Origin of the sequence: Streptomyces sp. NBC_00287 (assembly GCF_036173105.1) — a bacterium.
Lineage (GTDB): Bacteria > Actinomycetota > Actinomycetes > Streptomycetales > Streptomycetaceae > Streptomyces.
The window spans coordinates 2131042-2144726 of the sequence record NZ_CP108053.1 but is presented as its reverse complement, the minus strand read 5'-3'; the positions used below and the strand labels follow the sequence as shown (position 1 = coordinate 2144726).

The following is a 13685-nucleotide window of genomic DNA, read 5'->3' as shown; positions in this document are numbered from 1 at the left end:
ATGAGCCAGAGCGTCAGGACGAGGCCGGAGGGCAGTGGCCGGGCCCTGAGCGAGGCGTACGACACGGCGCTGCTCGATCTGGACGGCGTGGTGTACGCGGGCGGGAACGCGATCGTGCACGCGGTCGAGTCGCTGGCCACGGCTCGGGCGGGCGGGATGCATCTGGCGTACGTCACCAACAACGCCCTGCGGACCCCCGACACCGTCGCCGGGCATCTCACCGAGCTGGGCATACCGACGGATGCCGACGATGTCATCACCTCGGCGCAGGCGGTCGCGCGGCTCATCAGTGAGCAGGTGCCTGCGGGCTCGCGGGTGCTGGTCATCGGTGGTGAGGGGCTGCGGGTGGCGCTGCGGGAGCGGGGGCTCGTACCCGTGGAGTCGGCGGAGGACGATCCGGTGGCGGTCGTGCAGGGGTACGGCGGGCCGGACTTGGCGTGGGGGCGGTTCGCGGAGGCGTCGTACGCCATCGCGCGTGGGGTGCCGTGGTTCGCGTCCAACACCGACCTGACGATTCCCAGCGCGCGCGGGATCGCGCCGGGCAACGGCGCGGCGGTGGAGGTCGTACGGATCGCCACCGGTGCCGAACCGCAGGTGGCCGGCAAGCCGCTGCCTCCCATGCACCGGGAGACGATTCTGCGCACCGGCGCCGAGCGGCCGTTGGTGGTGGGGGACCGTCTGGACACGGACATCGAGGGGGCGTTCAACGGCGAGGTCGATTCGCTGCTGGTGCTCACCGGCGTCACCGACGGCGCCCAGTTGCTCGCGGCGCCGCCGCAGCACCGGCCGACGTATGTGGACGCCGATCTGCGGGGGTTGCTCACCGGGCAGCCGGAGGTCTCCGAGGAGGGCGACGGCTTCCGCTGCGGTGGCTGGATCGCGACGGCCGGTGCGGACCGGCTGGAGTTGGACGGTGACGGCGAGACGCTGGACGGGCTGCGCGCGCTGTGTGCGGCGGCCTGGACGGCGGCCGGGGAGGGTTCGTGCGCGCTGGACGCGGGGAAGGCGCTGGCCCGGCTGGGTTTGTGAGCCCTCGTTCGATGCCGACTCGGCATCGAGAACAGATGCGAGGGTAGGCTAACCTAACTGCGTGTTGGTCGACAGTCCCCCAGAACAGCGCGCGGAAACCGCCCCCGCGCCCCCAACCCGCCGGGCGATACGTTCCCTTGGGCTTCTTGTCTCCGCCATGATCCTGGTGCTCGTCGCGCTGACGAGCATCGCGATCGGAGCGAAGGACCTCTCCCTGGCACAGGTCTGGCACGGCCTGTTCCAGGACACGGGGACGTACGGCGACGTCGTCGTCGACGAGCGGGTCGCCCGGACCGTACTGGGGCTGCTCGCCGGTGCCGCGCTCGGCCTCGCGGGGGCCGTCCTGCAGGCTCTCACCCGCAATCCGCTGGCCGATCCCGGACTGCTCGGCATCAACGCCGGTGCCTCTGCCGCGGTCGTCACCGCCATCACGTTTTTCGGCGTGACCTCGATGAGCGGCTACATCTGGTTCGCGTTCTTCGGCGCGGCCGCCGTCGGGGCGCTGGTCTGGTTCCTCGGCGGCAGCCGGGGGGCCACGCCGGTGCGGCTGGCGCTCGCGGGCACCGCGATCAGCGCCGCGCTCTACGGCTATCTCCAGGCCGTGATGATCTCGGACAACGCGGCGCTCGGCCGGATGCGCTTCTGGACGGTGGGTTCGCTGTCCTCGGCGACCGACTCGACCATCAAGCAGGTCCTGCCGTTCCTGGTGATCGGCATGATCCTCGCGCTCGCGCTGGCCCGGCCGTTGAACGCCATGTCCATGGGCGACGACACCGCCAAGGCGCTCGGCGCCCATCTCAGCCGCACCCGCGCGCTGTCCATGCTCGCGGCCACCGTGCTGTGCGGAGCTGCGACCGCCGCCTGCGGCCCGATCGTGTTCGTCGGCCTGATGGTGCCGCACGTCGTGCGCTCCTTCACCGGACCCGACCTGCGCTGGATCCTGCCGTACGCGGGCATCCTGTCGCCCGTGCTGCTGCTGGGCGCCGATGTCATCGGCCGGGTCATCGCCCGGCCCTCGGAGGTCCAGGTCGGCATCATCACCGCGATCATCGGCGGTCCGGTGTTCATCCTGCTCGTACGACGGCGGAGGACGGCGCAGCTGTGAAGACCAACCGTGCTGTGCGGACCCCGGGCGGCCTCTCCGTCCGGCTGGACGTCCGTGCCCTGACCGTCGTACTCCTGCTGCTGCTTGCCGCGTTCGCCGCGAGCGTCGTGCTGATCGGGACCGGGGACTTCCCCATCTCGGCGGGCGATGTGATCAAGACGCTGGCCGGGAACGGCGATGCGGGGCAGGAGTTCATCGTCAACGAGCTGCGGCTGCCGCGGGTCCTGGTCGCCCTGCTGGTCGGGGCCTCGCTGGGGCTCGGCGGCGCACTGTTCCAGGCCGTGTCCCGCAATCCGCTGGGCAGCCCGGACATCCTCGGCCTCGGACAGGGCGCGACGGCCGGTGCGCTCACCATGATCGTGCTGTTCTCCGGGAGCGCGAGCCAGGTCACGATCGGCGCGCTCGTGGGCGGCCTGGTGACCGGACTTGCCATCTATCTGCTCGCTTGGAAGCAGGGCGTGCACGGATACCGACTGGTCCTTGTCGGTATCGGCATGTCCGCGATCCTCACCGCCGTCAACGGCTATCTGCTCACCGTGTCCGACATTGTCGACGCGGCCCGCTCGGTCGTCTGGATGACCGGCTCCCTCAGCGGCCGGGACTGGGCGCAGGTCTGGCCGCTGCTCGCCCTGTGTGCCGTGCTGGTACCGCTGGTGCTCGGCAACGCGCGGGGGCTGCGGATGATGGAGATGGGCGACGACGTCTCCAACGCGCTCGGGGTGCGCGTCGAGCGCGTACGGGCGCTGCTGATGATCTCCGCCGTCCTGCTCACCGCGGCCGCCACGGCCGCAGCGGGCCCCGTCAGCTTCGTCGCGCTCACCGCCCCCCAGCTGGCCCGGCGGCTGACCCGCTCGCCGGGACCCAACCTGCTGCCGTCCCTGTGCATGGGCGCCGCCCTGCTGGTCGTCGCCGACTGGGTCTCGCAGCGCATCTTCGGCGCCGACCAGATGCCCGTGGGTGTGGTCACCGGCGTGGTCGGCGGCGTCTATCTGCTGTGGCTGCTGGTCACCGAGCGCAGGGCGGGCCGGATATGAGCGGCACTGCGAACAAGAACACCCGAAGGAGCACTGTGAACCGCCTGTCCGCCGAGAACGTCACCCTGGCCTACGACCAGCGGGTCATCGCCGAGCAGTTGTCGGTGGAGATCCCCGACAACTCCTTCACCGTGATCGTCGGCCCGAACGCCTGCGGCAAGTCCACGCTCCTGCGGGCGCTGTCCCGGATGCTCAAGCCGAGCCAGGGCCGGGTGCTGCTGGACGGACAGGTCATCCAGTCGATGGCGGCGAAGAAGGTCGCGCGGACGCTCGGTCTGCTGCCGCAGTCCTCCATCGCGCCCGACGGCATCACCGTCGCCGACCTGGTCGGCCGCGGCCGCTACCCGCACCAGGGCATCCTGCGCCAGTGGTCCACCGAGGACGAGCGGGTCGTCCAGGAGTCGATGCGGCAGACCGGGGTCGCCGAGCTCGCCGACCGCTATGTCGACGAACTCTCCGGCGGCCAGCGGCAGCGCGTGTGGATCGCGATGGCGCTCGCCCAGCAGACGCCGCTGCTTCTGCTCGACGAGCCGACCACCTACCTCGACATCCAGCACCAGATCGACGTACTGGACCTGTGCGCTCAGCTGCACGAGGAGCAGGGCCGCACGCTCGTCGCCGTGCTGCACGACCTCAACCACGCGGCCCGGTACGCCACCCACCTCATCGCCCTCAAGGGCGGCGAGGTCATCGCGGAGGGCGCGCCGAACGACATCGTCACGGCCGAGCTGGTCGAGGAGGTCTTCGGGCTGCGCTGCCAGATCATCGACGACCCGGAGACGGGGACACCGCTGGTGGTGCCGGCCGCGCGCAAGGCGCGCACGGTGAAGACTCCTGCCTGAGCAGGCTAAAGGATCTTCCTGAGTACGAGCAGGTCGCGCACGCCCGCGTGCACCTTCACCCGGCCCGAACCCCAGGCCTTGGCGAAGTGCAGCTCGCCGTCGACCAGCGCGACCAGGTCGTTGCCGCTCATGGCGAGTCTTATCTGCGCCTTCTCCTGCGGCGGGCCCTGGAGGGTGTCGCGCACATGGATCCGGCCGCCCTGGAGGCGGCCGACAAAGGTGACGTCCAGGTCGGTGATATGGCAGCTGACCGAGCGGTCCAGGGCGGCGGCCGTGCGGACGTCCCCCTCGGCGTGCTGCATGTTGTCCGAGAGCTTCTCAAGTGCGGCGCGGCACTCTTCGATCGTGGCCATCGCGATCGACGGTACCCCAGCGCTTCGGGGTAGCGTCTGGGCATGAGCGACTCAGTTCCGGAGACGGAGACTCTCCAGGAGGCGGTGGAGCCGGAAGCCGACCCCGCCGCTCCCGCCCCCCTGAACGTCCTTCGCACGCCCACCGGCAACGCCGACGTCGACGCCCAGCTGGAGCGTCTCACCGACGCGGACCACCTCGCCACGGACGGACACGTCGAGGTGTACGAGGATGTACATCGGGGGCTGCGCGACGCGCTCACCGCGCTCGACGCCCGCCCGGGACCTCCGGCGCCCCCATCGGCGTATGGAAGTAGGAGCTGAACCGAACGTGGCAGGAGTCGCACGTCGCCGTCTCGACGCGGAGCTGGTCCGGCGGAAGCTCGCGCGCTCGCGCGAGCACGCCAGCCAGCTGATCGCCGCCGGGCGGGTCACCGTCGGCAAGACCGTCGCGACCAAGCCGGCCACGCAGGTGGAGACCGCGGCCGCGATCGTCGTCACCTCCGACGACAGCGATCCCGAGTACGTCTCGCGGGGCGGCCACAAGCTGGCCGGCGCGCTGGAGGTCTTCGTGCCGCAGGGGCTCGTCGTCAAGGGGCGGCGGGCGCTGGACGCGGGGGCGTCCACCGGCGGCTTCACGGACGTACTGCTGCGGGCGGGGGCCGCGCATGTCGTCGCCGTGGACGTCGGATACGGGCAACTCGCCTGGACTCTTCAGAGTGATGAACGCGTCACCGTCAAGGACCGTACGAACGTACGCGAGTTGACGCTCGAAGCGATCGATGGGGAGCCAGTGGATCTTGTCGTGGGGGATCTGTCCTTCATCCCGCTCGGACTGGTGCTGCCCGCCCTTGTGCGGTGTGTGAAGCCGGACGCCGACCTGGTGATGATGGTCAAGCCGCAGTTCGAGGTGGGCAAGGAGCGGCTGGGCAGCGGGGGTGTGGTGCGCAGTCCTGAACTGCGGGCCGAGGCGGTACGGGGTGTGGCGCACCGGGCCTGGGAGCTGGGACTCGGGGTGATGGGGGTCACCGCCAGTCCGTTGCCGGGGCCGTCCGGGAATGTTGAGTACTTTCTGTGGCTGCGGTCCGGGGCACCGGAACTGGACCCGGCCGACGTTGACCGTGCAGTGGCGGAGGGGCCGCGTTGACACAGAACCGAGCTCGTACTGTTTTCCTGCTGGCCCACACCGGACGGCCTGCGGCGATCCGCAGCGCCGAGCTGGTGGTGAAGGGGCTGCTGCGGTCCGGCATCGGAGTACGGGTGCTGGAGTACGAGGCGGCCGACCTGCCGCTGCCGGCCGAGGTGCAACTGGTCAAGGAGGCGACTCCGCAGTGCCTCGACGGGTGCGAGCTGCTGATCGTGCTCGGCGGTGACGGGACGCTGCTGCGCGGCGCCGAGTTCGCACGCGCGTCCGGGGTGCCGATGCTGGGAGTGAACCTGGGGCGGGTCGGGTTCCTCGCGGAGGCCGAGCGGGACGATCTCGACAAGGTCGTCGACCGGGTGGTCACCAAGGCGTACGAGGTCGAGGAGCGGATGACGGTCGATGTCGTCGTCCATCAGAACGGCAACATCGTGCACACGGACTGGGCGCTGAACGAGGCGGCGGTGCAGAAGGCCGGCGCCGAGAAGCTGCTGGAAGTCGTGCTGGAGATCGACGGTCGGCCGGTGACGGGGTTCGGGTGTGACGGGATTGTGCTGTCCACGCCTACCGGGTCGACGGCGTATGCGTTTTCGGCGGGTGGGCCTGTGGTGTGGCCCGAGGTCGAGGCGTTGCTGATGGTGCCGATCTCCGCGCATGCGCTGTTCGCGAAGCCGTTGGTCACTTCGCCGGATTCCGTGTTGGCGGTTGAGGTGCTGCCTCATATTCAACCCGGGGTTCTGTGGTGTGACGGGCGCCGGACTGTGGAACTGCCGCCGGGGGCGCGGGTCGAGGTGCGGCGGGGGGCTGTGCCGGTGCGGCTGGCTCGGCTGCATCATGCGTCGTTCACGGATCGGCTTGTGGCGAAGTTCGCGTTGCCTGTTTCCGGGTGGCGGGGGGCGCCGCACTAGCTACGTCCACTCCCCTGGGTGACAGGGTGCCTCGCGTCCCGGCGTCCCTACCTCGTATGGTCGTGTCCGTGCTGGAAGAGATGCGGATACGGTCGCTCGGAGTCATCGATGACGCCGTCGTCGAGCTGTCGCCGGGATTCACCGCTGTCACAGGTGAGACGGGTGCGGGCAAGACCATGGTGGTCACCAGCCTCGGGCTGCTGCTCGGAGGGCGTGCGGATCCTGCGCTGGTGCGGATCGGGGCCGAGAAGGCGGTGGTCGAGGGGCGGGTCACCGTGCCCATGGGCGCCTCCGCGGCCGTACGGGCCGAGGAGGCCGGGGCCGAGCTCGACGACGGGGCGCTGCTGATCAGCCGTACCGTTTCCGCCGAGGGGCGCTCGCGGGCCCACCTCGGTGGGCGCAGTGTGCCGGTCGGGCTGCTCGCGGAGCTCGCCGACGATCTGGTGGCCGTGCACGGGCAGACAGATCAGCAGGGGCTGCTGAAGCTGACGCGGCAGCGGCAGGCGCTCGACCGGTACGCGGGGGACGCCGTCACGGTGCCGCTCGCCAAGTACGGCGAGGCCTACCGGCGGCTGCGCGCCGTCGCCGTAGAGCTCGACGAGATCACCACGCGCGCGCGTGAGCGGGCCCAGGAAGCCGACATGCTGCGCTTCGGGCTCGACGAGATCGCGGGCGTCGAGCCTCGCGCCGGTGAGGACGTGGAGCTCGCGGAGGAGGCCGAACGGCTCGGGCACGCGGAGGCGCTCGCCTCGGCCGCTACGGCCGCACACGCGGCGCTCGCCGGAAACCCCGAGGACCCCGAGGGCATCGACGCCGCGACGCTGGTCGCGGGTGCGCAGCGGGCGCTGGACGCCGTACGGTCGCACGACCCGGCACTTGCCGCGCTCGCCGACCGGATCGGCGAGATCGGGATCCTGCTGGGCGATGTGGCGGGCGAGTTGGCCGGGTACGCCGATGACCTGGACGCGGATCCGCTGCGGCTGGCCGCTGTCGAGGAGCGGCGGGCCGCGCTGACCGCATTGACGCGGAAGTACGGCGAGAATGTCGCCGCCGTGCTCACCTGGGCCGAGGAGGGCGTCGCCCGGCTCACCGAACTGGACGGCGACGACGAGCGGATCGACGAGCTCACCGCCGAGCGGGACGCGCTGCGGACCGAACTGGGCGGGCTCGCCCAGGCGTTGACCGATGCGCGGACCGAGGCCGCCGAACGGTTCGCGGCGGCGGTGACCGCCGAGCTGGCCTCGCTGGCCATGCCGCACGCGCGCGTGTCCTTCGACATCCGGCAGAGCGAGGACCCCGAGGGCGTGGAGGTCGGCGGGCGTACGGTCGCGTACGGGCCGTCCGGCGCCGACGAGGTCGAGCTGTTGCTGGCGCCGCACCCCGGGGCTCCGCCGCGGCCCATCGCCAAGGGCGCGTCCGGCGGTGAGCTGTCCCGCGTGATGCTGGCCGTGGAGGTCGTGTTCGCGGGGACGGACCCGGTGCCGACGTATCTCTTCGACGAGGTCGACGCGGGCGTCGGCGGCAAGGCGGCGGTCGAGATCGGCCGGCGGCTCGCACGGCTCGCCAAGACCGCTCAGGTGGTGGTCGTGACGCATCTTCCGCAGGTCGCGGCCTTCGCCGACCGGCAGTTGCTGGTCGAGAAGACCAACGACGGTTCGGTTACGCGGTCCGGTGTGAAGGTGCTGGAGGGCGAGGACCGGATCCGGGAACTGTCGCGGATGCTGGCGGGTCAGGAGGACTCGGAGACGGCACGGGCGCACGCGGAGGAGCTGCTGGCAACGGCCCGGGGGGACGGGTAGGCGCGAGGTCTGCTTGGGTGGGCGGATGATCAACCGTGCTGCCCTTACTGCCCTGACCACCCGCGTCGGTCTGTCCGTCCTCCGCGCCAATACCCCGGGCGGGCGGCACCGTTGGGAGCGGACCAACCACGCCGGGCGTGCCGTCGACCTCTGCGCTGGGCCCGCCAGTGCCCTGGCTGTCGCACTCGGTAGTGGTCGGGTCGGGGGCGCTTTGTTCCTCGCCGGAGTCTGCGGGGCGTACGACGATGTCGTCGGCGCCCGTGATCCGCGACGTGGGTTCCGGGCACATATGTCCGCCCTCCGGCATGGTGAAGTCACCAGTGGCGCGGTCAAGTTGTTCGGGGTCGGGGCGGCCGGGCTGCTCGCCGGGGCGTTGCTCAAGGAGCGGGCAGTGGACAAGGTGCTCGCCGGGGTGGTCATCGCCGGTACCGCGCACTTCGTCAACCTCGTGGACGTACGGCCGGGTCGGGCCGTGGGCGCCGTGCTCGCGCTCGGGGCGCCCGGGCTGCTGCGCGGCGGTGAGGCGGGGGAGTTGTCCGCCGCCGCGATGGGGGCCGCCGCGGCCGTACTGCCGGACGATGTCGCCGAGCGCTCGATGATCGGCGACACCGGCGCACACGCGCTGGGCGCGGCCCTGGGCGCCGCCGTCGTCGCCGGCAACGGACGGGCCGGACTCGCCGCCCACGCCGCCGCGCTCGTTGCCGCGACCGTGTACGGGGACAAGGTGAGCGAGGCGGCCCGGAGCCTGAGCCTCGCGCACATCCGTGCCGGCTCTCACCCATGTGGGTGACCCACTCCCTGCCACCGCCCGTGTCGCTCGCTGCCGTCGGCCACCTCGGCGTTCCCGGAACACCCGTACGTCCTGGCATCCTTGGCAGTGCACGTCGTACGCGCAGGGATCCTCGCGGTTCACCCCCTCCGCTCGATCCTTCTGTACTTTCTTCGTGACCGCCCGACCCCGAACCAGGAGCACGGCCACGTGACCCCCGTGAGCAGCCACTCACCGCACGGCCAGTCGCCGCTGCGCACCGTGCAGGTGCTGGGCGGAGGCAACGCCGGCAGCAGCGTGCATGTGCGCTCTCTGGCCTCGGGGCTCGTCGCGAGGGGCGTGCGGGTCACCGTGTGCGCCCCCGTCGAGGCCGATCACCTCTACGGCTTCAGCGGGGTCGGCGCCGAGCACGTGCATGTGCCGCGCAGCAGCGACCCCGGCTCCGTGGCCGCGCTCCGGGCGGCCTGCGCGGACGCCGATCTGGTGCACGCTCACGGGCTGCACGCCTCCTTCCGCGCCGTGCTCGCGCTCAGCGGGCGGCGCACGCCCCTCGTCGTCACCTGGCACGACCGGGCGTACGCCGAGGGCGCCCGCGCCCATCTCGTACGCCTGCTGGAGCGGCGGGTCGCCAAGGCCGCCTCCGTGGTCCTCGGCACCACCTCGGCGCTCGTCGACCGGGCCCGCCGTACCGGCGCCCGGGACGCGCGGCTCGCCGCCGTGTCGCTGCCCGGAGCCCGCCGCGCCCCCGAGAGCGAGCAGGACGAGGCCGAGCGGCTGCGGCCCAAGGTGCGGGCCGAACTCGGCGCCATCGGACGCCCGTTGCTGATGGCCGTCGGCTCCCTCGAACGGCATCGTGGATACGACGTCCTGCTGGACGCCTCGCGCGCGTGGCGCCGGATGGACCCCTTGCCCCTCGTCGTCATCGCCGGCGAGGGGGAGTTGCGGGGCGAACTCCAGAGCCGTATCGAGGACGAGGGGCTGCCCGTCCGGCTCATCGGGCGCCGTGACGACGTACGGGACCTGCTCGCCGCCGCCGATCTCGCGCTGCTGCCCAGCCGGTGGGAGTCACGGTCCGTGCTCGCCCAGGAGGCCCTGCACGCGCGCGTGCCGCTCGTCGCGACCGAGGTCGGCGGAGTGCCCGAACTCGTCGGCGACGCGGCCGAACTCGTCCCGTACGGCGATCCGGAGGCGCTCGCCAACGCCGTCGTACGCCTGCTCGGCGATCCCGAGCGCTGCGAGCTGCTCAGGGAGCGGGGGGTACGGCAGGCGGGGACCTGGCCGACCGAGGACGAGACCGTCGCTCAAGTGCTGAGTGTCTACGACGAGTTGACCCAGCCCCGGCCGCTGATCTAGGTCACGTGCCGACGGGCCCGCAGCGCCAGGCTCAACGCCAGTACCGAATGCGGGTCGTCGAGGTCCGTGCCCAGCAACTCACCGATGCGGGCCAGGCGGTTGTACAGCGTCTGCCGGTTCAGGTGCAGTTCGCGGGCCGTCTCCGCCTTGCGGCCCGCGTGCGCCAGATAAGTCTGCAGGGTGGGCAGCAGCGGGGGCTTGGAGCGGGCGTCGTGGTCGCGCAGCGGGCCGATCGCGCGGTCCACGAAGGCCGCGAGGTCGGGATGCTCGCGCAGCCGCCACAGCAGCAGGTCGATGTCCAAGCGGCGGGCGTCGTACCAGGGACGGTCGGTCAGGCCCTGGGCCGCGGTCGCGGTTTCCGCCGCGTGCCGAAGGCTCGCCGAGGCCGCCGCCCAGCCGCCCGCGATCCCCACCACCACGACCGGCGGCTGCGCCCCGGGCCGCTGCATCCCGGCCCGCTCCACCCCGGCCCGCAGCGCCGCCGCGACCCGGTCCGCGACCGCCGACCGCTCCGACTCCGAACGCAGGCCCAGCAGCAGCGGCACGCGGCCCTCCACCGGCCGTACGCCCAGCAGCACCGGTACCCCCACCGACGCCAGCTCCTCGGCGACCGCGCGGGCCAGCACCGCCCACCCGCCGCCCGGGGACAGCCCGTCGCCGAGCCGCATCACCACCGGCAGCAGCGGGCTGTCCCCCGGCTTGAAGCCCAGCACGCGCGCCTGCGCGGGCGCGTCCTCTGCGGCGATCCGGCCCTCGGCGAGGTCGGTCAGGAAGTCACCGCGGCCCCGGGCCGCCAGTTCCTCCTCCTGCCGCGCCTGCATCAGGACGACGGCGAGGATGCCGGCCGCCCGTTCCGCCGCGATCCGGTGCACGGGAGCGAGAGGGGCGCGCACGGGGAGCAGGACCAGGCGCGCACGGACCGAGCCCGTGCCAGGGCCGCCGCCCGGCACGTCCACCAGGACCGAGCCCGCCGGTGGCGGAGCGTCCTTGTGCTGGCCGCGCAGGCCTTCCCAGACCTGGAGCGGATCGGCGTTCTCCGGGCCGGCCCCGGCGGCGTACAGGAGCTGGCCGTCGGTCGTCTCCAGGAACACCGGGTTGCCGCTGAAGTCGGCGAGGATGCCCAGTACCTGGGGGATACCGCCGCCGCCCAGAAGGGCCTCCGTGCAGCGGCGGTGGACCTCCTCGGCGCGCTGGAGGAGCGCGTAGTGGCCGTTGACGATCTCGGTGTGGATCTCCTCGGTGACCGTCACGAACGGCACCTCGCGGTGCAGTTGGACCAGTGGCAGCCCGGTCGCCCGGGCCGTGTCGACGAGGGCCGCGGGCAGCCGGGTGAAGCGCGGGCCGAGCTCCACCACCAGGGCGGCGATACCGCGCTCGGCCAGCGTGCGGACGAACGCGCGCTGTTCGGCCGGACGGGTGCCGAGGCCGTAGCCGGTGGTCAGCAGCAGCTCGCCACCCTTGAGCAGCGAGGCGATGTTGGGCACCTCGCCCGCGTGCACCCAGCGCACGGTGCGACCGAGACGGTCGGCGCCCGCCAGGATCTCGGGGAGCCCGCCGCGCAGCCCGGGCAGCTCCAGTGCCCGCTGCACGGTGATGCCGGCGCCCTGAGTGTCGTATCCGCTGTCCATGAGCCGGACGCTACCCGCGCCCGTGCTTCCGGGACATCTCCAGGTGGTTACGGAAACGATCATCCGGCCCTCGCGCCCGACAATGCGTCGCGCCCGGCCCGGATTTGTATGACCGCGTGTCTGTTGTGGCGCGCGTCACTCCACCGCCACACTGGCGCATCCGGCGGGCAACCGGCACGTGACCTTCGGATTTCGTTGCAGCGGCAGGGCGAGAGGGGCGGAAATGGCAGAGAAAGAGATCCATCGGCTCAAGGCGAACTCCGTGGGTCTGGTGGGCGTGGTGTTCATGGCGGTGGCGACCGCCGCGCCGATCACCGCGATGACCGGCAACCTGCCCATCGCGGTCGGCTTCGGCAATGGCACGGGCGCGCCCGCGGGCTATCTCTTCGCGACGCTCGTGCTGACGGTCTTCTCCGTCGGGTATGTCGCCATGGCCCGCCGGATCACTGCGGCCGGCGCTTTCTATGGCTATATCTCGCACGGCCTCGGCCGGATCGCGGGCATGGCGTCCGGAATGCTCGCCGTATTGGCATACATCGTCTTCGAGGCATCCATCGTCGGCGTCTTCTCCTACTTCGCGAAGACCACCGTCCATGACCAGCTCGGCGTCGATCTGCCATGGATCCTGTACGCGGTCGCCATGCTCGCCGTCACGGCCGTGCTGGCGTACTTCGACATCAACCTCACCGCCAAGGCGCTCGGCGTGATGCTGATCGCCGAGATCGCCGTGCTGTTCGCGGTCGCCACCGCCGTACTCCTGAACGGCGGCGGCCCCGACGGCATCCCCGTCGAGCCGATCAACCCGGCCAACGCCTTCACCGGCACTTCCGCCGGGCTCGGCCTGTTCTTCGCCTTCTGGTCGTGGGTCGGCTTCGAGTCGACGGCGATGTACGGCGAGGAGTCCCGTGACCCCAAGCGGGTCATCCCGCGCGCGACCCTCATCTCCGTCATCGGCGTCGGCATCTTCTACATCTACGTTTCCTGGATGACCATCGCCGGCAACGGTCTCAAGGGCTCCGTCGAGATCTCCTCCGGCACCAGCCCGCTGGACCTGTTCTTCGCCCCGGCCCACTCCTTCATCGGCGCCTGGGCCGTGGACACCTTCCAGTGGCTGCTGATCACCGGCTCGTTCGCCTGCGGCATGGCCTTCCACCAGTGCGCGGCCCGCTATCTGTACGCCATCGGCCGCGAGGGCTTCCTGCACCCGGCGCTCGGCCGCACCCACGCCAAGCACGGCTCCCCGCACATCGCCTCCTTCGTGCAGTCGGTCATCGCGGTCGGCCTGGTGGGCGCCTTCTGGCTGACCGACCAGGACCCCTACATCCACCTGTACACACTGCTCGCGATCCTCGGCACGATGGCGATCCTCATCGTGCAGACCCTGTGCTCCTTCGCCGTCATCGGCTACTTCCGGAAGAACCACCCCGAGGACCGCCACTGGTTCCGCACCCTCACCGCGCCCCTGCTCGGCGGCCTCGGCATGATCGCGGTCGTCGGCCTGCTGGTGACGAACCTCGACACCGCGGCCGGTACGGCGGCCGACTCGCTCTTCTTCAAGGCCATCCCGTGGATCGTGGGCCTGGTCTTCTTCGGCGGCCTGGGCCTTGGCCTCTACCTGAAGTTCAACCGGCCCGAGCGCTACGCGATCATCGGCCGGATCGTGCTGGAGGACGCGGCCGAGCGCACGGAAACCCCGGTTGGCGAGCCCGCGGCGGGGTAGCTGCGCC

Annotated in this window: 13 protein-coding genes; 11 read left to right on the top strand and 2 right to left on the bottom strand. The window is 71.6% G+C overall.

The genetic code is table 11. From position 1 onward, the window contains the following. From OHT76_RS09765 to OHT76_RS09750, 4 genes are all read left to right on the top strand, one after another. Entirely contained in the window at positions 1-1029 is a 1029-nt protein-coding gene (locus OHT76_RS09765; protein WP_328870369.1) for an HAD hydrolase-like protein, read from the top strand. A gap of 61 nt (positions 1030-1090) precedes the next feature. Beyond that, positions 1091-2134, top strand: coding sequence for a FecCD family ABC transporter permease (locus OHT76_RS09760; protein WP_328870368.1), 1044 nt, complete (start codon positions 1091-1093; stop codon positions 2132-2134). Next, entirely contained in the window at positions 2131-3168 is a 1038-nt protein-coding gene (locus tag OHT76_RS09755) for a FecCD family ABC transporter permease (RefSeq protein WP_328870367.1), read from the top strand. Before OHT76_RS09760 ends, OHT76_RS09755 begins: the two co-directional genes overlap by 4 nt. Beyond that, the gene (locus OHT76_RS09750) at positions 3165-4010 is read left to right on the top strand and encodes an ABC transporter ATP-binding protein (protein WP_328870366.1); all 846 of its coding nucleotides are present in this window, start codon (positions 3165-3167) and stop codon (positions 4008-4010) included. Before OHT76_RS09755 ends, OHT76_RS09750 begins: the two co-directional genes overlap by 4 nt. A gap of 5 nt (positions 4011-4015) precedes the next feature. Here the strand turns inward: OHT76_RS09750 and OHT76_RS09745 are convergent, their stop codons facing one another. Further along, positions 4016-4363 carry an SCP2 sterol-binding domain-containing protein gene (locus OHT76_RS09745; RefSeq protein ID WP_328870365.1) on the bottom strand — a complete coding sequence of 116 codons (348 nt, stop codon included), beginning with the start codon at positions 4361-4363 and terminating at the stop codon, positions 4016-4018. A 42-nt stretch (positions 4364-4405) separates the two neighbouring features. Here OHT76_RS09745 and OHT76_RS09740 point away from each other — a divergent pair, with 42 nt between their 5' ends. From OHT76_RS09740 to OHT76_RS09715, 6 genes are all read left to right on the top strand, one after another. After that, positions 4406-4684, top strand: a complete 279-nt coding sequence (locus OHT76_RS09740) for a hypothetical protein (RefSeq protein ID WP_328870364.1) — start codon at positions 4406-4408, stop codon at positions 4682-4684. Positions 4685-4691: 7 nt separating this feature from the next. Next, the gene (locus tag OHT76_RS09735; protein WP_328870363.1) at positions 4692-5507 is read left to right on the top strand and encodes a TlyA family RNA methyltransferase; all 816 of its coding nucleotides are present in this window, start codon (positions 4692-4694) and stop codon (positions 5505-5507) included. Next, positions 5504-6409, top strand: coding sequence for an NAD kinase (locus tag OHT76_RS09730; protein WP_328870362.1), 906 nt, complete (start codon positions 5504-5506; stop codon positions 6407-6409). Before OHT76_RS09735 ends, OHT76_RS09730 begins: the two co-directional genes overlap by 4 nt. A gap of 56 nt (positions 6410-6465) precedes the next feature. Further along, positions 6466-8208 (top strand): DNA repair protein RecN, encoded by a 1743-nt coding sequence (recN, locus tag OHT76_RS09725; RefSeq protein WP_328870361.1) that lies wholly within the window; start codon positions 6466-6468, stop codon positions 8206-8208. 25 nt (positions 8209-8233) lie between these two features. After that, positions 8234-8998, top strand: a complete 765-nt coding sequence (locus tag OHT76_RS09720; RefSeq protein ID WP_328870360.1) for a hypothetical protein — start codon at positions 8234-8236, stop codon at positions 8996-8998. A gap of 189 nt (positions 8999-9187) precedes the next feature. Next, positions 9188-10330, top strand: coding sequence for a glycosyltransferase family 4 protein (locus OHT76_RS09715; protein ID WP_328870359.1), 1143 nt, complete (start codon positions 9188-9190; stop codon positions 10328-10330). Here OHT76_RS09715 and OHT76_RS09710 read toward each other — a convergent pair. Next, entirely contained in the window at positions 10327-11958 is a 1632-nt protein-coding gene (locus tag OHT76_RS09710; protein WP_328870358.1) for a PucR family transcriptional regulator, read from the bottom strand. The genes OHT76_RS09715 and OHT76_RS09710 overlap by 4 nt on opposite strands. A gap of 223 nt (positions 11959-12181) precedes the next feature. Here OHT76_RS09710 and OHT76_RS09705 point away from each other — a divergent pair, with 223 nt between their 5' ends. Next, the gene (locus OHT76_RS09705) at positions 12182-13678 is read left to right on the top strand and encodes an APC family permease (RefSeq protein WP_328870357.1); all 1497 of its coding nucleotides are present in this window, start codon (positions 12182-12184) and stop codon (positions 13676-13678) included. Positions 13679-13685 lie beyond the last annotated feature (7 nt).